Here is a 19,974-nt window from a genome sequence, read left to right on the forward strand (position 1 = left end):
GTCCCGCCTGTCAGGTTTCCTGCGGGCGCGGACGGGAAGGGCGGAATCAAAGGCAAAGGCAAAAGCAAAAAGGCAGCCAATGGCTGCCTTTTTTCGTGGGTCGGGGTCAGAGCCCGTTGCGTAGCAAAGGGCTCTGAACCCAGCTCTTGCCCTGCCTTTGCTCACCCCGCCGCCGCGCGGAATGCCGGGTGGCACGGGTGGGTGAGGCTGACCGGGACCGTTGGCGCCATGGGCCCGAGGCATGCCTCGGGCGGGTTGGGCAGGACGCCCAACCCCGGTCTTGCCGTGTGCGCAGGACGGCGCACACGAGCAAGGCGCCATCGAGCCCCCAAGGACGGGTTTACGGCGTGTCCCGGGCAGCCTCACCCACCCGGGCCCGACAGCCAACCGACACTCCAGCCGGCAACGCTTTGATCCTTACAGCGCCTCGAAAATACCCGCCGCGCCCATGCCGGTGCCGATGCACATCGTCACCATGCCGTACTTCTGCTGGCGACGACGCAGGCCGTGCAGCAGGGTGGCGGTGCGGATCGCACCGGTCGCACCCAGCGGATGGCCCAGGGCGATCGCGCCGCCCAGCGGGTTGACCTTGCTGGGGTCCAGGCCGCAGTCGCGGATCACCGCCAGCGACTGCGCGGCGAACGCTTCATTCAGTTCGATCCAGTCCAGCTGGTCCTGGGTCAGGCCAGCCTGCTTCAGTGCCTTCGGAATCGCGGCGATCGGGCCGATGCCCATTACTTCCGGGCGCACGCCGGCCACCGAGAAGCTGACAAAACGCGCCAGCGGGGTCAGGCCGTAATCCTTGATCGCCTGTTCCGAGGCCAGCAGCACGGCGCCGGCGCCGTCGCTCATCTGCGACGAGTTGCCGGCGGTGACGGTGCCGCCGAACTGGCCGTTGCGGAACACCGGGCGCAGCTTGGCCAGGCCTTCGGCCGAGGAATCCGGGCGCGGGCCTTCGTCGGTGTCGGCGATCTTGTTGCGGGTGATGATGCGCTGTCCATCTGCCAGGTCCGGCAGGTGCGAGACGATCTCGTACGGGCTGATCTCGTCCTTGAATTCGCCGTTCTGGATGGCGGCCATGGCCTTCTGGTGCGAGGCGAGGGCGAACGCATCCTGGTCCTCGCGCGAGACCTTCCACTCTTCGGCCACCTTCTCGGCGGTGATGCCCATGCCGTAGGCGATGGCTACGTGGTCGTTGTCGAACACGCTCGGCGCCATCGCGATCTTGTTGCCCATCATCGGCACCATCGACATCGACTCGGTGCCGCCGGCCAGCATCAGGTCGGCGTTGCCCAGGCGGATCGCATCGGCGGCCTGCGCCACGGCCTGCAGGCCGGAGGAGCAGAAGCGGTTCACGGTCTGCGCGGCGATGGTGTTGGGCAGGCCAGCCAGCAGCACGCCGATGCGCGCCACGTTCATGCCCTGCTCGGCTTCCGGCATGGCGCAGCCGATGATCGCGTCATCGATGCGGTTGACGTCCACGCCCGGCGCCTGTGCGACGACGCTGCGCAGCACGTGCGCAAGCATGTCGTCGGGGCGGGTGTTGCGGAACATGCCCTTGGGCGCCTTGCCCACCGGGGTACGGGTGGCGGCGACGATGTAGGCGTCCTGGATTTGCTTGGTCATTGCAGTGATCTCTCGAAGTTTTTTGCCGGTGTGCCCACCAAGGTGGGCACCTACCAGAGGCGGAGGAGTGCCGACCCACGGTCGGCACCCACCAAAAGCAGGGGTGGCGATCAGTTCCGCAGCGGCTTGCCGGTCTTCAGCATGTGTGCGATGCGGGCCTGGGTCTTTTCCTGCTGGGCCAGTTCAACGAAATGCTTGCGCTCCAGGGTCAGCAGCCACTCTTCGTCGACCAGGGTGCCGCGGTCGACCTTGCCGCCGCACAGCACGGTGGCGATGCGCTCGGCGATCTCGTAGTCGTACGGGCTGATGAAGCGGCCTTCCAGCATGTTGACCAGCATCATCTTGAAGGTGGCGATGCCCACGTCACCGGCGACCTGGATGCGGCGTGCCGGCAGCGGCGGACGGTAGCCCGCTTCGGCCAGGGCGCGCGCTTCGGCCTTGGCGATGTACAGCGCCTCGTAGCTGTTAAACACCACCTTGTCGGTGCTGCGCAGCAGGCCCAGTTCCTGGGCGTTGACCGCCGAGTTGGACACCTTGGCCATCGCCACGGTCTCGAAGGTCTTCTTCAGTTCGGCGAACACGTCACCGCCCGGACCGGCGGCCTGCGAGGCGCGCACGGCCAGTTCCTTCAGGCCGCCACCGGCCGGCAGCAGGCCGACGCCGGCCTCGACCAGGCCGATGTAGCTTTCCAGGAAGGCCACGGTCTTGGCGCTGTGCATCTGGAATTCGCAGCCGCCGCCCAGGGCCAGGCCCCGCACCGCGGCCACCACCGGCACCAGCGAGTACTTGATGCGCTGGCTGGTGCGCTGGAAGTTGGCGACCATCTCTTCGAACTGGTCGACCTTGCCGGCCTGCAGCAGGCCCAGCGCACCGGCCAGGTCGGCACCGGCGGAGAAGGGTTCCTTCTGCTGCCAGATCACCAGGCCCTGGAAATCCTTTTCGGCGCGGCTGACACATTCCTGCAGGCCATCGAGCGCCTGGTCGGACACGGTGTTCATCTTGGTCTTGAAGCTGACCACGGCGATGCCATCACCGTCGTGCCACATGCGCAGGCCGTCGTTCTCGAACACGGTCTCGCCCGGCGCGAACTTTTCGCCCAGCAGCGGATCCGGGAAGCGCTGGCGCTGGTACACCGGCAGCGACGAGCGCGGCAGCTTGGCGTTGCGCGACGGGCTGTAGCTACCCTCGGCAGCGTGCACGCCGTCGCGGCCATCGAACACCCAGTCCGGCAGCGGGGCGTTGCTCATGCTCTTGCCGGCGACGATGTCATCGGCGATCCACTGCGCGACCTGCTTCCAGCCGGCGGCCTGCCAGGTTTCGAACGGGCCCAGCGACCAGCCGTAGCCCCAGCGGATGGCCAGGTCAACGTCACGCGCGGTCTCGGCGATGTCGGCCAGGTGGTAGGCGCTGTAGTGGAACAGGTCGCGGAAGGTCGCCCACAGGAACTGCGCCTGCGGGTGCTGGCTTTCGCGCAGCTTGGCGAACTTCTCGGCCGGGTTCTTGATCTTCAGGATCTCGACCAGTTCCGGCGCGGCGGTGCGGTCGGCCGGACGGTAGTCCTGCTTTTCCAGGTCGAGGACCACGATGTCCTTGCCGACCTTGCGGAAGATGCCGGCGCCGGTCTTCTGGCCCAGCGCACCCTTGGCGATCAGCGCGTCGAGCCACTTTGGCGACTTGAAGAATTCATGCCACGGGTCATTGGGCAGCGTGTCGCCCATGGTCTTGATCACGTGGGCCATGGTGTCCAGGCCGACCACGTCGGAGGTGCGGTAGGTGGCCGACTTCGGGCGGCCCACCAGCGGGCCGGTCAGGCCGTCCACTTCATCGAAGCCCAGGCCGAACTGCTGGGTGTGGTGGATGGTGGACAGGATCGAGAACACGCCGATGCGGTTGCCGATGAAGTTCGGGGTGTCCTTGGCGTACACCACGCCCTTGCCCAGGGTGGTGACCAGGAACGCTTCCAGGCCTTCCAGCACCGCCTTGTCGGTGGTGGTGGCCGGGATCAGCTCGGCCAGGTGCATGTAGCGCGGCGGGTTGAAGAAATGCACGCCGCAGAAGCGGTGGCGCAGCTGCTCGGGCAGCACGTCGGCCAGCTTGTTGATGCCCAGGCCCGAGGTGTTGGAGGCCAGCACCGCGTGGTCAGCCACGAACGGGGCGATCTTCTTGTACAGGTCCTGCTTCCAGTCCATGCGCTCGGCGATGGCCTCGATGATCAGGTCGCAGTCCTTCAGCTGCTCCAGGCCGGACTCGTAGTTGGCCGGGGTGATGGCTTCGGCCAGCGACTTGCTGGCCAGCGGCGCCGGGCTCAGCTTGCCCAGGTTGGCGATCGCCTTCAGCACGATGCCGTCGGCCGGACCTTCCTTGGCAGGCAGATCGAACAGCACGGTGTCGACGCCCGCGTTGGTGAGGTGGGCGGCGATCTGGGCACCCATGACGCCGGCACCCAGCACGGCGGCGCGGCGGACTAGCAGGGAATTGGACATGGTGTAGGGCCTTTGTTGGTCAGCAGTTACTGGGTGGGTCACACCCGGTGGAATCAAGGGGAAGCGGGCAGGGCGCTGGCGCGTGCGGCGGCGCGGAACCCGGCTTCGGCGAAATGGATCAGTTCGTGGGCGGCATGGGCACGATGCGCCGCTTCGGTGACACCGGCGGGACGCTTGATCAGCCCGAAGTCGGCCATGGCATAGGTGAGCGAACCGGCCAGGAAGTCCAGGCGCCAGTACAGCTCTTCCTTGCTCAGGCCGGGCACGCACTCGCCGATGGCCTTGCCGAACGCACGCAGCACGTGGCCGTAGTGGTCGGACAGGAACTTGCGCAGGTTGTCGTTCTTCTCGGCGTAGGCGCGGGCGATCACGCGCACGAAGGCGCCGCCGTTCTGGCGGTCCTGGGCCAGCGCCAGCGCTGGCTCGACGAAGGCGGCCAGCACCGGACGCAGCTGCCCGGGGTGTTCGGCGCGGGCACGTTCGAGCTGTGACAGGCGGGCGCCGGTCATCTCGTCCATACGGCGACGGAATACCTCGTTGACCAGGTTTTCCTTGGAGCCGAAGTGGTAGTTGACCGCGGCGATGTTGACATCGGCCTGACTGGTAACCTGGCGCAGTGAGGTGCCTGCGAAACCGTGCTGGGCGAACAGCTCCTCGGCGGCACCGAGGATCCGGTCCTTGGTCGAGAAGTGGGCGGGCTTGGCCATCGGTGGGCGGACCTTAATCAAACGATTGTTTGATACTAGGACCAGACGGTACCGTATGGCATTTTGCAGTGCAGCAAAAATGCGCAGGGTGGTCAGAATCCGCTCAGGTGGGTGAATGGGCAGGCGCGGACGGATCCTCGAACGGGGGCGCCGACCCCAGCGGTGAGCCCCGGAATGGGGGCGAGCCTCCCTGTAGAGCTGTGACCCCGGCCACGACGGCGTTGCTGGCCGGCGGCCGGCACTACCACGCCAGCGCTTTATCTTTTACAATTCGCCCACGTTTATCAGGCTAAGCCCGCGTCCCGACGCGGGTTTTTTTCATGTTACCCTTCGGGCCATCAGCGGCCCGATTCCATTGGAGACATCCCATGGCGCTGGAGCGCACCCTTTCGATCATCAAGCCGGACGCCGTTGCCAAGAACGTCATCGGCGAAATCTACGCCCGCTTCGAGAAGGCCGGCCTGAAGGTCGTGGCCGCCAAGTACAAGCAGCTGTCGCGCCGTGAAGCCGAAGGCTTCTACGCCGTGCACCGCGAGCGTCCGTTCTTCAACGCGCTGGTCGAGTTCATGATCTCCGGCCCGGTGATGATCCAGGCCCTGGAAGGCGAGAACGCCGTCCTGGCCCACCGCGACCTGCTGGGCGCCACCAACCCGAAGGAAGCCGCTGCGGGCACCATCCGCGCCGACTTCGCCGAATCCATCGATGCCAACGCCGCCCACGGCTCGGACTCGGTCGAGAATGCCGCGATTGAAATCGCCTACTTCTTCGCCGCCACCGAAGTCGTCTCGCGCTGAGAGTAATGCCGTGAACGAGGTCGTACAGTCCCCCGCCATCCAGCCGCTGCCGAAGTCGGCACCCACGGCTGGCAAGCAGAACCTGCTCGACCTCGATCGCGCGGGCCTGGAACAGTTTTTCGTCGAAAAACTCGGCGAAAAGAAGTTCCGTGCCCATCAGGTGATGAAGTGGATCCACCATCGCTACGTCACCGACTTCGATGAAATGACCGATCTCGGCAAGGTCCTGCGCGCCAAGCTGCAGGCCCATGCCGAGGTCGTTGTCCCCAACATCGTGTTCGACAAGCCCTCCGCCGACGGCACCCACAAGTGGCTGCTGGCGATGGGCGTGGATGGCAAGAACGCCATCGAGACCGTGTACATCCCGGACAAGACCCGCGGCACGCTGTGCGTGTCCTCGCAGGTCGGCTGCGGCCTGAACTGCACGTTCTGCTCCACCGCCACCCAGGGCTTCAACCGCAACCTGACCACCGCCGAGATCATCGGCCAGGTGTGGGTCGCGGCGCGCCACCTGGGCAATGTGCCGCACCAGATGCGCCGCCTCACCAACGTGGTGATGATGGGCATGGGCGAGCCGCTGATGAATTTCGACAACGTCGTGCGCGCGATGAGCGTGATGCGCGACGATCTGGGCTACGGCCTGGCCAACAAGCGCGTGACCCTGTCGACCTCCGGCCTGGTGCCGCAGATCGATCGTCTGTCCGCCGAAAGCGACGTATCGCTGGCCGTTTCCCTGCATGCGCCCAATGACGCACTGCGCGAAACGCTGGTGCCACTGAACAAGAAGTACCCGATCGCCGAGCTGATGGCCTCGTGCGCACGTTACCTGCGCGCCAACAAGCGCCGCGAATCGGTGACCTTCGAATACACCCTGATGAAGGGCATCAACGACAAGCCCGAGCATGCCCGCGAGCTGGCGCGCCTGATGCACCAGTTCGACAACGCGGTACAGGCCAGGGACTCGGGCAAGGTCAACCTGATCCCGTTCAACCCGTTCCCGGGCACCCGCTACGAGCGTTCCGAAGAGGCGCATATCCGCGCCTTCCAGAAGATCCTGCTCGACAGCAACGTGCTGACCATGGTCCGCCGCACCCGTGGCGACGACATCGACGCCGCCTGTGGCCAGCTCAAGGGCCAGGTGATGGACCGCACCCGCCGCCAGGCGGAGTTCAACAAGGCGCTGCAGGCGGGGAAGGGGAGCGATGCCGCGGCCTGACCGCCTCTGGCTGGTTGTGCTCGCCGGCACGCTGGCCCTCGCGGTCGTCGGCTGCAAATCCCAACCCAAGGCCAAGCTGGGGCCCAGCGTGGCGCCGGTGTATTCGGTGCGCGATCCGGACAACGTGCGTCGCCACGTGCGCTGGCAGGAACTGCTTGCCCTGGCCGCCCGCGACATGCAGGTCGGCAATCTCGACGCTGCCGAGCGCAAGGCGCGCGACGCGCAGAAGTTGGCCCCGGAAGCACCGGACGCACTGATGCTGCTGGCCGGCATTGACGAGCGCCGTGGCCGTACTCAGCAGGCCGGCGAGAACTTCCGCAGGGCGGCCGAGCTGGCGCCGCAGCGCGGCGACATCCTCAACAACTATGGTGCGTGGCTGTGCCAGCAGGGCCGGCCGGCCGAATCGCTGGTCTGGTTCGATCGTGCGGTGCAGGCCCCGGGCTATGCCACCCCGGCCGAGGCGCAGGCCAATGCCGGCGGCTGTGCACTGGATGCCGGCCAGCTCGAACGTGCCGAGCGCGACCTGCGCGCCGCGCTGACGACACTGCCGGGCAACCCGGTCGCGCTCGAGGCGATGGCCCAGCTGAGCTTCCGCCAGGGCCGCTACATGGAGGCCCGGGCCTTCGCCGAACGCAGGATTGCGGCTGCACCCGCCACGCGTTCCGTGTTACAACTTGCGTCTCAAATCGAAGCGCGGCTGGGCGATCGGGCAGCATCTGATCGGTATCTGCAGCGGATTCGACAGGAATTTCCGCAGGACGCGGGCTCCTAACTCCAGGGTTGATGCATTGTGATTGATGACCAGACTGTGAGCGCTCTCGAGACTGCGGCCGGCTGCGGCACCCGCCTGCGCCAGGCCCGCGAGGCGGCCGGGCTGACCCTCGAGGATGTCGGCTCGCGCCTGCGCATGCCGGTCCAGGTGGTCAAGTCGCTGGAAGAAGAACAATGGCAGAAGCTCGGCGCGCCGGTGTTCGTGCGCGGCCAGCTGCGCAGCTATGCGCGCCTGCTCAACGTGGACGTCAGCGAACTGCTGGAGCAGGCCCAGGTCGGTCCGGTCGTGCCGCCCACCCTCGTCAGCCATACCCATACCCCGCGTGCGCGGCGGATTGCCGAGAACCTCGGCAGGCGCATGCTGTATGTCGGCATCACCGCCGTGCTGGCCGTGCCGGTGTGGTTCGCCACCCGCGGCCATTTCGATGGCAGCGCGACCCCGTCGCCGAGCACCGCCTCGCTGGACGCCATCCCGGCCGCTGTGCCGGTGGCTCCGTCCGCCGCTGGCGTCGAGCCGACGGCGTCGGCTGAGGTCGCCAGTACCGCCCCGGCCGGCAAGCCGGCGGCGACCCCGTATGTGGCCTCGCTGGCCCCGGTGCCGCGTCCGGCCCCGGCCGCCGTCGCTGCCGGCAACACGCTGGAGATGCAGTTCAGCGGTGACAGCTGGGTCGATATCGGTGGCCCGGACGGCGCCACCGTGGAAAAGGCGCTGATCAAGTCCGGCGAGAGCCGCAGCTTCACCCCGGGCCAGGTGAGCCGGGTGACCCTGGGCAACGCTTCGGCGGTCCAGGTTCAGCAGAACGGCGCTATCGTCGATCTGACCCCCTACCAGCGAGCCAACGTGGCACGCTTTCAGGTATCCTCTGAAGGCTCCGTAGTCCCGGTTTCGCACTGAGGCGCGGTTTCACCACCTTCGATTAAACCCAATGGTCCCTCCCGATGGGCGGGGCGAGAGTACGCATGGCGATCGACGATCTGCTCGACGAGCACGAACAAAGTGAACGCGTCCGCAGCTGGCTGCGGAAGAATGGCGCCAGCATCCTCGGTGGCGTGGTCATCGCCATCGGTGCCATTGCCGGCTGGCAGTGGTACCAGAAGGATCAGGGCGGCAAGCTGGCCTCGGCCAATGTCGAGTACCAGAAGGCGCTGGTCGGCCTTCAGCAGAACAAGCTCGATGACGCGGCCAAGGCCGTGAAGGCGCTCGAAGCCGGCCCGTCCAGCATCTACGGCGACCTCGCGGCGCTGCAGCTGGCCAAGGCCCAGGTCGACGCTGGCAAGAACGAAGAAGCGCTGGCCACCCTGCGCAGCGTGAAGGTCGAAGGCGACCTGCAGCGCGTGGTCGACCAGCGCGTGGCCCGCCTGCTGGTGGCCACCGGCAAGAGCGACGAGGCGATCAAGCTGCTGGGCAGCGCCACCGACAGCAGCAGCCTGGAAATCCATGGCGACGCGCTGATGGCGCAGGGCAAGCGCGATGGCGCCCGTGAACAGTACGAGAAGGCGCTGAAGTCGCTGGACGTGGCAGCGCCGCAGCGGCGCCTGCTGGAAACCAAGGTTATGGATGCCGGCGGCACGGTCGCCGCCCCTGCGGAGTCGGTTTGATGAGTCAGAAGGTCATGATCACCCGCGTCGCCACCGTGCTCCTGATGGGCATGGCCCTGACCGGCTGCAGCACCGTGAAGGGCTGGTTCGCCGGCAAGGACGCGGCAGCGAAGAAGGCGCTGGAGCCGGCTGAACTGGTCAAGTTCGAGCCGAGCGTGAAGGTCAACAAAGCCTGGTCGGTCAATCTCGGCAAGGGCGAGCGCCGCATTGGCGTGCGCCAGGGCCCGGCCGTGGCCAATGGCCATGTGTTCGCCGCGGCGATCACCGGTGGCGTGCATGCCATCGACCTGCAGACCGGCAAGAAGGTCTGGACCTGGGAGCCGACCAAAGAAAAGAAGAAGCCCAAGCTGCGCCTGTCCGGCGGCCCGGGTGTCGGTGAGAACCTGGTCGTGATCGGCACGCTTGACGGCCAGGTCATTGCCCTGGACATCAATGATGGCAGCGAGAAGTGGCGCGCCCGTGTGCCGGGTGAGGTCATTGCCGCGCCGGCCGTGGCGCAGGGCCTGGTGTTCGTGCGCAGCAATGACGGCCGCGTCACCGCCTTCGATGCCGGCAACGGCACCCAGAAGTGGTTCAACCCGAGCGAACTGCCAGCGCTGACCGTGCGCGGCAACGCGCCGGTGGTCACCGGTCCGGGCGTGCTGTTCATCGGCAAGGACGAAGGTGCGGTTGCCGCGCTGGCCATGCAGGATGGGCGTACCCTGTGGGAACAGAACCTTGGCAACGGCGAAGGCCGTACCGAGCTGGACCGCATGGCCGACGTCGACGGCGCTCCGGTTCTGGAGGGCAACACCCTCTTCGTGAGCAGCTTCAAGAACCAGACCATGGCCATTGAAGGCCCGACCGGCCGCCCGCTGTGGGCGCGCGACCATGGCGGTGCCGGTGGCGTGGCAGTGTCGTCGGGCAATGTGTTCGTGACCGACAACAAGGGTGGCGTGTTCGGCCTGGACAAGGGCACCGGCGCTGCCATGTGGTCGCAGACCGCGCTGGCGCGTCGTTCGCTGACCGGCCCGGCGCTGCAGGGCGACTACGTGGTGGTCGGTGACTACAAGGGATACGTGCACTGGTTGAAGACCTCCGATGGTGCGATGGCGGCACGGGCGAAGAGCGGCGGCGACGCCCTGCTGGCCCAGCCGGTCGTCGTAGACGGGGTGCTGCTGGTGCAGAACGTTGATGGCAAGCTGACCGCCTTCCGGTTGGCAAATTAAATTGGAGTAATCGCGATGCTGCCTTTGGTCGCCCTGGTTGGACGGCCGAACGTCGGCAAGTCGACTATTTTCAATGCGCTGACGCGCACCCGTGACGCCCTGGTCCATGACCAGCCCGGCGTCACCCGCGATCGCAACTACGGCGTCTGCCGCCTCGACGAGGACAACCATTTCCTCGTCGTGGATACCGGCGGTATTGCCGGCGAAGACGAAGGCCTGGCCGGTGCCACCACGCGCCAGGCGCGTGCTGCTGCCGCCGAAGCCGATCTGATCCTGTTCGTCGTTGATGCCCGTGAGGGCACCTCGGCGCTGGACGACGAGATCCTGGCCTGGCTGCGCAAGCTGTCGCGCCCGACGCTGCTGCTGATCAACAAGATCGACGGCACCGACGAGGACAGCGTGCGGTCCGAGTTCGCCCGTTACGGCTTCGGCGAGATGCTGACCGTCTCGGCCGCGCATCGCCAGGGTCTGGACGACCTGCTGGATGAAGTGATCCAGCGCCTGCCGGAAGAAGGCAGCGGCGAAGAGCTCGACAACGATCCGAACCGCATCCGCATCGCCTTCGTCGGCCGCCCGAACGTGGGCAAGTCGACCCTGGTCAACCGCATCCTCGGCGAGGAGCGCATGATCGCCTCCGACGTGCCGGGCACCACCCGCGACTCGATCGCGGTGGATCTGGAGCGCGACGGCCGCGAGTACCGCCTGATCGATACCGCCGGCCTGCGCCGCCGTTCGCGCGTGGACGAGGTCGTCGAGAAATTCTCGGTGGTCAAGACCATGCAGTCGATCGAGCAGTGCCAGGTGGCGGTGCTGATGCTGGACGCCACCGAAGGCGTGACCGATCAGGACGCCACCGTGCTCGGCGCCGTGCTCGACGCCGGCCGTGCGCTGGTGATCGCCATCAACAAGTGGGATGGCCTGACCGAGTACCAGCGCGAGCAGGCGGAAACCATGCTGTCGCTGAAGCTCGGCTTCGTGCCGTGGGCCGAATCGGTGCGCATCTCGGCCAAGCACGGCTCGGGCCTGCGAGAGCTGTTCCGTGCGGTACACCGCGCGCACGAATCGGCGAACAAGACCTTCACCACCAGCGAAGTGAACAAGGCGCTGGAAGTGGCGTACGAGACCAATCCGCCGCCGACCATCCGCGGCCATGTCTCCAAGCTGCGCTACGTACACCCGGCCGGCGCCAACCCGCCGACCTTCATCGTGCACGGCACGCGCCTGAAGGAGCTGCAGGAGTCGTACAAGCGCTACCTGGAGAACTTCTTCCGCAAGCGCTTCAAGCTGATCGGCACGCCGGTGAGCTTCATCTTCCGCGAGGGTGCCAACCCTTACGAGGGCAAGAAAAACGTCCTCACCGAGCGGCAGATCAAGGCCAAGCGGCGCTTGATGAAGCACGTCAAGGGCAAGTGATCTACGAGAAGGCGGCCGCAGGGCCGCCTTCTTCATTTGAGCGCCGCCGCGGGGCGGGGCAACGGCGACCGGCGAGAGCCGACTGGGTAGAGCCGACTACCGCGCGCAGCGCGGGGTTCCGGCATTCCACGACAGCCCCGACGGCCGCTCTACAATGGGTGCATGAGCATTCCCCAGCTTTCCCCGCAGCAGGCCCATGAACGCCTCGCCCACGGCGCCGTGCTGATCGATGTGCGCGAGGCGCACGAGCGGGCCGGCGGCATGGCCGAAGGCGCGCGTGGCGTGGCCAAGGTCGAGCTGCAGGCCGACCCGGCCGCGCATCTGCCACGGCAGGACCAGCACATCCTGTTGATCTGCCAGAGCGGCAAGCGCTCGGCCGATGCCGCGCAGTTCCTGCTGGAGGCAGGCTACACAAATGTCGCTTCCGTGACCGGCGGCACCGTGGCCTGGCGCGAACAGTCGCTGCCGTTGGTGCAGCCGCTGTCCAGCGCCGCCGACCGTGATTTCTTTGATCGTTATTCACGCCACCTGCTGCTGCCGCAGGTCGGCGAAGCCGGGCAGCGCCGGTTGCTGCAATCACGCGTGCTGGTGCTGGGCGCGGGCGGCCTGGGGGCGCCGGCCGGCTTCTATCTGGCCGCAGCCGGGGTAGGGCATCTGCGTTTTGCCGACCATGACCGCGTGGAGCGCAGCAACCTGCACAGGCAGATCGTGCATACCGAGGCCAGCGTCGGCCAGCTCAAGGTCGATTCGGCGCGCGAGCGGTTGCTGGCACTGAACCCGTCGATCGAGGTCGAGGCCGTGCCTGAGCGGGTCACATCCGAGAACGTGGATGTGCTGCTGGACGGCGTGGACGTGGTGCTGGACGGCTCGGACAACTTCCCGCTGCGCTACCTGCTCAACGATGCCTGCATCAAGCACGCCACGCCGCTGGTGTATGCCGCCATCGAGCGCTTCGACGGCCAGGTAAGCGTGTTTGACGCAGGCCGCCAGCGTGGTGTGGCGCCCTGCTACCGCTGCCTGTTCCCGGAGCCGCCGCCGCCGGAGTTCGCGCCGAACTGTTCCGAAGCCGGCGTGCTGGGGGTGCTGCCTGGATTGGCTGGGGTGCTGCAGGCCACCGAAGTGCTGAAGCTGCTGCTGGGCATCGGTGAGCCGCTGGTGGGGCGGTTGCTGCGCTTCGATGCGCTGGGCATGCGCTTCCGCGAGACCGGCATCCGGCCTGATCCGCAGTGCCCGGTGTGCGCGCCCGGCGTGCCGTTCCCGGGGTATATCGATTACGCCGCGTTTTGCCGGGGTGGCTCTCTGTAGCGTCGAGCCACGCTCGACGGCCCTGCGCGTTGAGACCAAAGGCAGTCGCGCGTGCTCGACTCTACAGGGCATGCTTTCGGGATGATATTGGGGGTCACTCCCGGCATCGTTCCACCTCCAAGACAATCCGGCGCAACATGCGTGCTATTGCCGTCATCGGCATTGCTCTATTGTTGAACCCGATTCTGGATCTTGGGGAAAACACCGGATGGCGGTAGAAGCAGCGACCAGCGAGCTGGTCAAGGTCGTCGCCCTGCTGGGCGCGGCGGTGGTGATGGTGCCTTTGTTCCGCCGGGCCGGCCTGGGCTCGGTGCTGGGCTACTTCGCCGCTGGCCTGGCGATCGGACCGTTCGGGCTGGGCTGGTTCTCCGACCCGCAGGCGATCCTGCATACCGCCGAACTCGGCGTGGTGATGTTCCTGTTCGTGATCGGCCTGGAAATGCGGCCGTCGCACCTGTGGAGCCTGCGCAAGGAAATCTTCGGGCTGGGCACGCTGCAGATCGCCACCTGTGCGCTGGTGCTGACCAGCATCGCCAAACTGTTCGGCTTCCCGTGGCAGGTCGCCTTCATCGGCGCCACCGGCTTCGTGCTCACCTCCACCGCGGTGGTGATGCAGTTGCTGGCCGAGCGCGGTGATATCGCGCTGCCGTCGGGGCAGAAGATCGTTTCGATCCTGCTGTTCGAAGACCTGTTGATCGTGCCGTTGCTGGCCCTGGTGGCGTGGATGGCGCCGAGCGCGGGCAGTGCCGATGGCGAGGGTTCGCGCTGGCTGTCGGTGGCGATTGGTGTCGGTGCCATCGTCGGCCTGGTGCTGGTCGGCCGCTTCCTGCTCAACCCGCTGTTCCGCGTGCTGGCCGAATCGAAGGCGCGCGAGGTGATGACCGCTGCCGCGTTGCTGGTGGTGCTGGGCGCGGCACTGCTGATGCAGCTTTCCGGCCTGTCGATGGCGATGGGCGCGTTCCTGGCCGGCGTGCTGCTGAGCGAGTCGACCTTCCGCCACCAGATCGAAGCGGACATCGAGCCGTTCCGCGGCATCCTGCTCGGCCTGTTCTTCCTCAGCGTGGGCATGGCGCTGGACCTGGGCGTGGTGGCGGGAAACTGGCCGCTGATCCTGGGCCTGGTGCTGGCGCTGATGGCGGCCAAGGCGCTGTGCATCTACGTGGTCGCGCGCATCATGGGCAGTGATCACGCACAGGCGCTGGATCGCGGTGTCCTGATGGCGCAGGGCGGCGAGTTCGCCTTCGTACTGTTCTCTGCTGCGGCTTCGGCCGGCGTGATCAACCTGGAGATCAATGCCAACTTCACCGCCGTGGTGGTGCTGTCGATGGCGCTGACCCCGCTGGTGGTGCTGGTCTACAAGCGCATCGCGCCGAAGCCGACGGTGAACATGGACGGCGTGGACGAGGCCGATGGCCTTTCCGGCAGCGTGCTGATGATCGGTTTCGGCCGCTTCGGCCAGGTCGCCAGCCAGTCGCTGCTGGCGCGCGACGTGGACGTGACCATCATCGACAACGATGTGGAGATGATCCACAACGCCGAGCGTTTTGGTTTCAAGATCTATTACGGCGATGGCACCCGCCTGGACGTGCTGCATGCTTCCGGCGCCGCTACCGCGCGGGCCATCGCGGTGTGCGTGAACAACGCCGAGGATGCCGACCGCATCGTTGAACTGGTGGCGCATGAGTTCCCGCAGGCCAAGCTGCTGGTGCGCTCGTTCGACCGCGAGCACTCGCTGCGGTTGATCCATGCCGGCGTCGATTTCCAGATCCGCGAGACGTTTGAATCGGCGCTGCTGTTTGGCCAGGCCGCGCTGATGGAACTGGGTGCGGACGAAGATGACGCGCAGGAGATCGCGGAGCAGATCCGCGAGCGCGATGCCGAGCGCTTCGAGCTGGAAATGGCCGGTGGCAGCCTGCGTGCCGGTGCGCACATGGTGTTTGGCAGCGCGCTGCCAGGCGTGCCCACGCCGACCCCGTTCACCGCGCCAAAGCGCAAGGCGCGCACGTTGAATGCCGACCAGGTGCCGGAAGAGGAAGAGGATTGACCGGTTCTGGTAAGGCCGGTGGGCGAGGGGGCCTGAATCAGGGACAATAGCGTCCCCGCCGCCGTTCCCCCGCTCCCGATGACCGATTCCGCCCCCCAGCATCCTGCCCGCATCCTCGATGGCCGCCGTATCGCCGAGGACCTGCTCGACAGCCTGAAGGTGCGCGTCGACGCCCGCGTGGCCGCCGGCGGCAGCCGTCCGGGCCTGGCCGTGGTGCTGGTCGGTGGCGACCCGGCCTCGACCGTCTACGTGCGCAACAAGCGCCGTGCCGCCGAGAAGGTCGGCATCGAGGCGCATGACTACGATCTGCCGGCCGGCACCACTGAAGCCGAACTGCTCGACCTGATCGACCAGCTCAACGCCGATCCGAAGATCAACGGCATCCTGATCCAGCTGCCGCTGCCGGGCATCCCCGATGCGCGCCGGCTGATCCAGCGCATCGACCCGCGCAAGGACGTGGACGGGTTCCACCCGGAAAACGTCGGCCACCTGGCCCTGCGTGAGTTCGGCCTGCGCCCGTGCACCCCGCGCGGCATCACCACGCTGCTGGGCCACACCGACCAGCCGGTGCGCGGCCGCAACGCCACCATCGTCGGCGTCAGCAACCACGTCGGCCGGCCGATGGGCCTGGAGCTGCTGATTGCCGGCTGCACCGTGACCAGCTGCCACAAGTTCACCCCCAGGGACGTGCTGGAACAGGCCGTGCGCAACGCCGACATCCTGGTGGTGGCGGTGGGCCGCCCGGGCATCGTGCCGGGCGAGTGGGTGAAGCCGGGCGCGGTGGTGATCGATGTGGGTATCAACCGGCTGGACGACGGCCGGTTGGTGGGCGATGTCGGGTTTGAGGCGGCGGCGCAGCGGGCCAGCTGGATTACCCCGGTGCCGGGTGGCGTGGGCCCGATGACCGTGGCCACGTTGATGCAGAACACGCTGGAAGCGGCGGAAGCGCTGAGCTGACCTGCTGTTGGCGCCCACCAAAGGCGGCGCCGGGCCTTGGGCCCGCTGTAGAGCCGAGCCCATGCTCGGCTCATCGCGGTCTGGCGGAAAGCAGCCGAGCGGTTGCGACACTGTGTCGCGCGAAGTTCCAGTTCTGGTCAGCAAAAATGCTGTTCTTGGCCCCTGAAAAGGGGTAAAATGTCGCGCTTCCCCACATCTCGGGTATGCCGATGCTGCGCATCCAGGCTGAAGCACTCACTTACGACGACGTCTCGCTCGTCCCCGCCCACTCGACCATCCTGCCCAAGGACGTCAACCTCGAAACGCGGTTGACCCGAGACCTGAAGCTGAAGCTTCCGATCCTGTCCGCCGCGATGGATACCGTCACCGAAGCCCGCTTGGCCATCGCCATGGCCCAGCTCGGCGGCATGGGCATCATCCACAAGAATCTCAGCCTGGAACAGCAGGCCGCGGAAGTGGCCAAGGTCAAGAAGTTCGAGGCCGGCGTCATCCGCGACCCGATCACCGTCGGCCCGGAAACCACCATCCGCGACGTGCTGGCCCTGACCCAGGCGCACAACATCTCCGGCGTGCCGGTGGTGGGCAGCGACGGCCAGCTGGCCGGCATCGTGACCCACCGCGACATGCGCTTCGAGACCGAGCTGGACGATCCGGTCCGCCACATCATGACCAAGAAGGATCGCCTGATCACGGTCAAGGAAGGCGCCGCGTCTGATGAAGTGCTGCAGCTGCTGCACCGCAACCGCATCGAAAAGGTGCTGGTGGTCAATGATTCGTTCGAACTGCGTGGCCTGATCACCGTCAAGGACATCCAGAAGAACACCGACTTCCCGAACGCTGCCAAGGATCTGTCGACCCGCCTGCTGGTCGGCGCTGCCGTCGGCGTGGGTGGCGATACCGATCGCCGCGTGGAAGCGCTGGTTGCCGCCGGCGTGGACGTGATCGTGGTCGATACCGCGCACGGCCACTCGCAGGGCGTGCTGGACCGCGTCAGCTGGGTCAAGAAGAACTTCCCGAACGTGCAGGTCATCGGTGGCAACATCTGCACCGGCGAAGCCGCACTGGCGCTGCTGGACAGCGGCGCGGACGCCGTGAAGGTCGGCATCGGCCCGGGCTCGATCTGCACCACGCGCGTTGTCGCCGGTGTCGGCGTGCCGCAGGTCACCGCAATCGACCTGGTGGCCGAAGCGCTGCAGGACCGCATCCCGCTGATCGCCGACGGTGGCATTCGTTACTCGGGCGACATCGGCAAGGCGCTGGCCGCCGGTGCCTCGACCATCATGGTCGGCGGCCTGCTGGCCGGTACCGAGGAATCGCCGGGCGAGACCGAGCTGTACCAGGGCCGTTCGTACAAGAGCTACCGCGGCATGGGTTCGCTGGCTGCCATGGAGAAGGGGTCGAAGGACCGCTACTTCCAGGACGCCGCCACCGCCGACAAGCTGGTGCCGGAAGGCATCGAAGGCCGCGTGCCGTACCGCGGCCCGGTGGGCGGCATCATCCACCAGCTGATGGGCGGCCTGCGCGCCACCATGGGTTACGTGGGCTGCGCCACCATCGACGACATGCGCACCAAGCCCAAGTTCGTGAAGATCAGCGGCGCCGGCCAGCGTGAGAGCCACGTCCACGACGTGACCATCACCAAAGAGCCGCCGAACTACCGCGCCTGATGCGCTTGCGAACTGCTCTTGCGATTACGGGCAGCCTGCTGATGGCAGGCTGTTCGTTGTCCGAACCGCCGCCGCGCTCCGGGTCTCCGGGCGCGGCGGTTTCGCAATTGCAGGACGTGCAGGCGTGCCAGAACGCGTTCTCGCTGCCGAAGGGCTGGCAGGTGCAGGCCGCTGGCGAGCAGCGCTGGCTGCTGAAAGGCACCGGCGAGCGCCCGCTGCAGGTCGTCCTGCGGTGCGTTACCGATCTGGGTGACAGGCTTGAAGATCCTGTGGTCACCGCCGAGCTGGGGCCGCTGGAGCCGAAGCGGATGAGCGTGCAGTCCGCGTTCTGGGGCAACGCCGTGGATTCCGGTTACCCGATGCACACGCTGCAACGGCGCATCGTGCCCGGCACCGAAGTGCAGGAAATCGCCGAGCTGCCGCGCGCCGACCGCGCCAACCCCAACGCACCGCACGGCCTGCTGATGCTGCGCTGGGACGAGGAAGATCCCTCACATATTCAACAACGCGAGGCGTTCATCGCCACGCTGACGCAGAGCCTTGAAGCGCCGGGCGCTGCGAAAAACACCACTGGAACGGCACCATGACCAACATCCATAACGACAAGATCCTCATCCTCGATTTCGGCGCGCAGTACACGCAGCTGATCGCCCGCCGCATCCGCGAGCTGGGCGTCTACTGCGAAATCTGGGCGTGGGACCACAACCCGGCCGAGATTGCCGCGTTCGGCGCCAAGGGCATCATCCTGTCCGGTGGCCCGGAATCGACCACGCTGCCGGGCGCCCCGGCCGCGCCGCAGGAAGTGTTCGACAGCGGCCTGCCGATCTTCGGCATCTGCTACGGCATGCAGACCCTGGCCGCGCAGCTGGGCGGTGCCACCGAAGCGGCGGATCAGCGCGAATTCGGCCACGCCGAAGTGAACGTGATCAACCCGGATGCGCTGTTCAAGGGCCTGAGCGACCACGGCGGCGAGCCGAAGCTGAATGTCTGGATGAGCCACGGCGACCACGTCTCCGTTGCACCGCCGGGCTTCACCATCACTGCCACCACCGACCGCATTCCGGTGGCCGCCATGGCCAACGAAGAGAAGCGCTGGTACGGCGTGCAGTTCCACCCGGAAGTGACCCACACCCTGCAGGGCCAGGCGCTGCTGCGCCGCTTCGTGGTGGACGTGTGCGGCTGCCAGACCCTGTGGACCGCCGCCAACATCATCGACGACCAGATCGCCCGCGTGCGCGAACAGGTGGGCGATGACGAAGTGATCCTGGGCCTGTCCGGCGGCGTTGACTCGTCCGTGGTGGCCGCACTGCTGCACAAGGCCATCGGCGAGAAGCTGACCTGCGTGTTCGTGGATACCGGCCTGCTGCGCTGGCAGGAAGGCGACCAGGTGATGGCGATGTTCGCCGAGCACATGGGCGTAAAGGTGGTGCGCGTGAATGCCGCCGACCGTTACTTCGCCGCGCTGGAAGGCGTGAGCGACCCGGAAGCCAAGCGCAAGATCATCGGCAACCTTTTCGTTGAGATCTTCGACGAAGAGTCGAACAAGCTGAAGAACGCCAAGTGGCTGGCGCAGGGCACCATCTACCCGGACGTGATCGAGTCGGCTGGCAGCAAGACAGGCAAGGCGCATGTGATCAAGAGCCACCACAACGTGGGCGGCCTGCCGGAGCACATGAAGCTGGGCCTGGTGGAGCCGCTGCGCGAGCTGTTCAAGGACGAAGTGCGCCGCCTGGGCGTCGAGCTGGGCCTGCCGCGCACCATGGTCTACCGTCACCCGTTCCCGGGCCCGGGCCTGGGCGTGCGTATCCTGGGCGAAGTGAAACGCGAGTACGCCGAGCTGCTGGCCAAGGCCGATGCCATCTTCATTGATGAGCTGCGCAAGGCGGACCTGTACGACAAGACCAGCCAGGCGTTTGCCGTGTTCCTGCCGGTGAAGTCGGTGGGCGTGGTGGGCGATGCGCGGGCTTATGAGTGGGTGATTGCGCTAAGGGCCGTTGAGACGATTGATTTCATGACGGCGCATTGGGCGCATCTGCCGTATGAGTTCCTGGGGACGGTGAGCAACCGGATCATCAATGAGTTGCGGGGGGTGTCGCGGGTTGTCTATGACATCTCGGGGAAGCCGCCGGCGACCATTGAGTGGGAATGAGTTGAAGAACGAGGGCGCCGAGAGGCGCCCTTGTT

16 protein-coding genes are annotated in these 19,974 nt (G+C 66.7%); 13 read left to right on the forward strand and 3 right to left on the reverse strand.

The genetic code is table 11. From position 1 onward, the window contains the following. Positions 1 to 417 precede the first annotated feature (417 nt). From QZ853_RS12180 to QZ853_RS12190, 3 genes are all read right to left on the reverse strand, one after another. Positions 418 to 1,626: an acetyl-CoA C-acyltransferase gene (locus QZ853_RS12180; protein WP_005409292.1), complete on the reverse strand. Its 1,209-nt coding sequence runs from the start codon at positions 1,624 to 1,626 to the stop codon at positions 418 to 420. A 110-nt stretch (positions 1,627 to 1,736) separates the two neighbouring features. Then, on the reverse strand, positions 1,737 to 4,109 hold the full coding sequence (locus QZ853_RS12185) for a 3-hydroxyacyl-CoA dehydrogenase/enoyl-CoA hydratase family protein (RefSeq protein WP_295573529.1): 2,373 nt from the start codon (positions 4,107 to 4,109) through the stop codon (positions 1,737 to 1,739). Positions 4,110 to 4,162: 53 nt separating this feature from the next. Next, complete coding sequence (locus QZ853_RS12190; RefSeq protein ID WP_295573532.1) at positions 4,163 to 4,816, reverse strand: TetR/AcrR family transcriptional regulator; 654 nt, start codon at positions 4,814 to 4,816, stop codon at positions 4,163 to 4,165. 368 nt (positions 4,817 to 5,184) lie between these two features. On the opposite strand from QZ853_RS12190, the gene ndk reads away from it, so the two are divergent. The 13 genes from ndk (at position 5,185) to guaA (ending at position 19,939) form a co-directional block, all read left to right on the forward strand. Then, complete coding sequence (gene ndk / locus QZ853_RS12195) at positions 5,185 to 5,610, forward strand: nucleoside-diphosphate kinase (RefSeq protein WP_008265389.1); 426 nt, start codon at positions 5,185 to 5,187, stop codon at positions 5,608 to 5,610. A gap of 10 nt (positions 5,611 to 5,620) precedes the next feature. Next, entirely contained in the window at positions 5,621 to 6,826 is a 1,206-nt protein-coding gene (gene rlmN / locus QZ853_RS12200; RefSeq protein ID WP_295573536.1) for a 23S rRNA (adenine(2503)-C(2))-methyltransferase RlmN, read from the forward strand. Next, entirely contained in the window at positions 6,813 to 7,598 is a 786-nt protein-coding gene (pilW, locus tag QZ853_RS12205) for a type IV pilus biogenesis/stability protein PilW (RefSeq protein ID WP_295573544.1), read from the forward strand. Before rlmN ends, pilW begins: the two co-directional genes overlap by 14 nt. 18 nt (positions 7,599 to 7,616) lie before the next feature. Next, complete coding sequence (locus QZ853_RS12210; protein WP_295573545.1) at positions 7,617 to 8,492, forward strand: RodZ domain-containing protein; 876 nt, start codon at positions 7,617 to 7,619, stop codon at positions 8,490 to 8,492. 65 nt (positions 8,493 to 8,557) lie between these two features. Next, entirely contained in the window at positions 8,558 to 9,196 is a 639-nt protein-coding gene (locus QZ853_RS12215; RefSeq protein ID WP_295573546.1) for a tetratricopeptide repeat protein, read from the forward strand. Next, entirely contained in the window at positions 9,196 to 10,404 is a 1,209-nt protein-coding gene (gene bamB / locus QZ853_RS12220; RefSeq protein WP_295573548.1) for an outer membrane protein assembly factor BamB, read from the forward strand. The genes QZ853_RS12215 and bamB overlap by 1 nt, the downstream gene beginning before the upstream one ends. A gap of 15 nt (positions 10,405 to 10,419) precedes the next feature. Then, positions 10,420 to 11,817 carry a ribosome biogenesis GTPase Der gene (der, locus tag QZ853_RS12225; protein ID WP_106549640.1) on the forward strand — a complete coding sequence of 466 codons (1,398 nt, stop codon included), beginning with the start codon at positions 10,420 to 10,422 and terminating at the stop codon, positions 11,815 to 11,817. A 162-nt stretch (positions 11,818 to 11,979) separates the two neighbouring features. After that, positions 11,980 to 13,122, forward strand: coding sequence for a molybdopterin-synthase adenylyltransferase MoeB (gene moeB, locus QZ853_RS12230; protein WP_295573549.1), 1,143 nt, complete (start codon positions 11,980 to 11,982; stop codon positions 13,120 to 13,122). Between the two features lie 208 nt (positions 13,123 to 13,330). Next, the gene (locus QZ853_RS12235; RefSeq protein WP_286071722.1) at positions 13,331 to 15,166 is read left to right on the forward strand and encodes a monovalent cation:proton antiporter-2 (CPA2) family protein; all 1,836 of its coding nucleotides are present in this window, start codon (positions 13,331 to 13,333) and stop codon (positions 15,164 to 15,166) included. 78 nt (positions 15,167 to 15,244) lie between these two features. Then, positions 15,245 to 16,123 carry a bifunctional methylenetetrahydrofolate dehydrogenase/methenyltetrahydrofolate cyclohydrolase FolD gene (gene folD, locus QZ853_RS12240; RefSeq protein ID WP_295573550.1) on the forward strand — a complete coding sequence of 293 codons (879 nt, stop codon included), beginning with the start codon at positions 15,245 to 15,247 and terminating at the stop codon, positions 16,121 to 16,123. A 209-nt stretch (positions 16,124 to 16,332) separates the two neighbouring features. Beyond that, positions 16,333 to 17,790, forward strand: coding sequence for an IMP dehydrogenase (gene guaB, locus QZ853_RS12245; protein WP_295573551.1), 1,458 nt, complete (start codon positions 16,333 to 16,335; stop codon positions 17,788 to 17,790). Positions 17,791 to 17,897: 107 nt separating this feature from the next. After that, positions 17,898 to 18,377, forward strand: coding sequence for a hypothetical protein (locus tag QZ853_RS12250; protein WP_345777905.1), 480 nt, complete (start codon positions 17,898 to 17,900; stop codon positions 18,375 to 18,377). Continuing rightward, the gene (guaA, locus tag QZ853_RS12255) at positions 18,374 to 19,939 is read left to right on the forward strand and encodes a glutamine-hydrolyzing GMP synthase (protein WP_005413109.1); all 1,566 of its coding nucleotides are present in this window, start codon (positions 18,374 to 18,376) and stop codon (positions 19,937 to 19,939) included. The genes QZ853_RS12250 and guaA overlap by 4 nt, the downstream gene beginning before the upstream one ends. Positions 19,940 to 19,974 lie beyond the last annotated feature (35 nt).

The organism is uncultured Stenotrophomonas sp. (assembly GCF_913778665.1).
Classification (GTDB): Bacteria; Pseudomonadota; Gammaproteobacteria; order Xanthomonadales; family Xanthomonadaceae; genus Stenotrophomonas.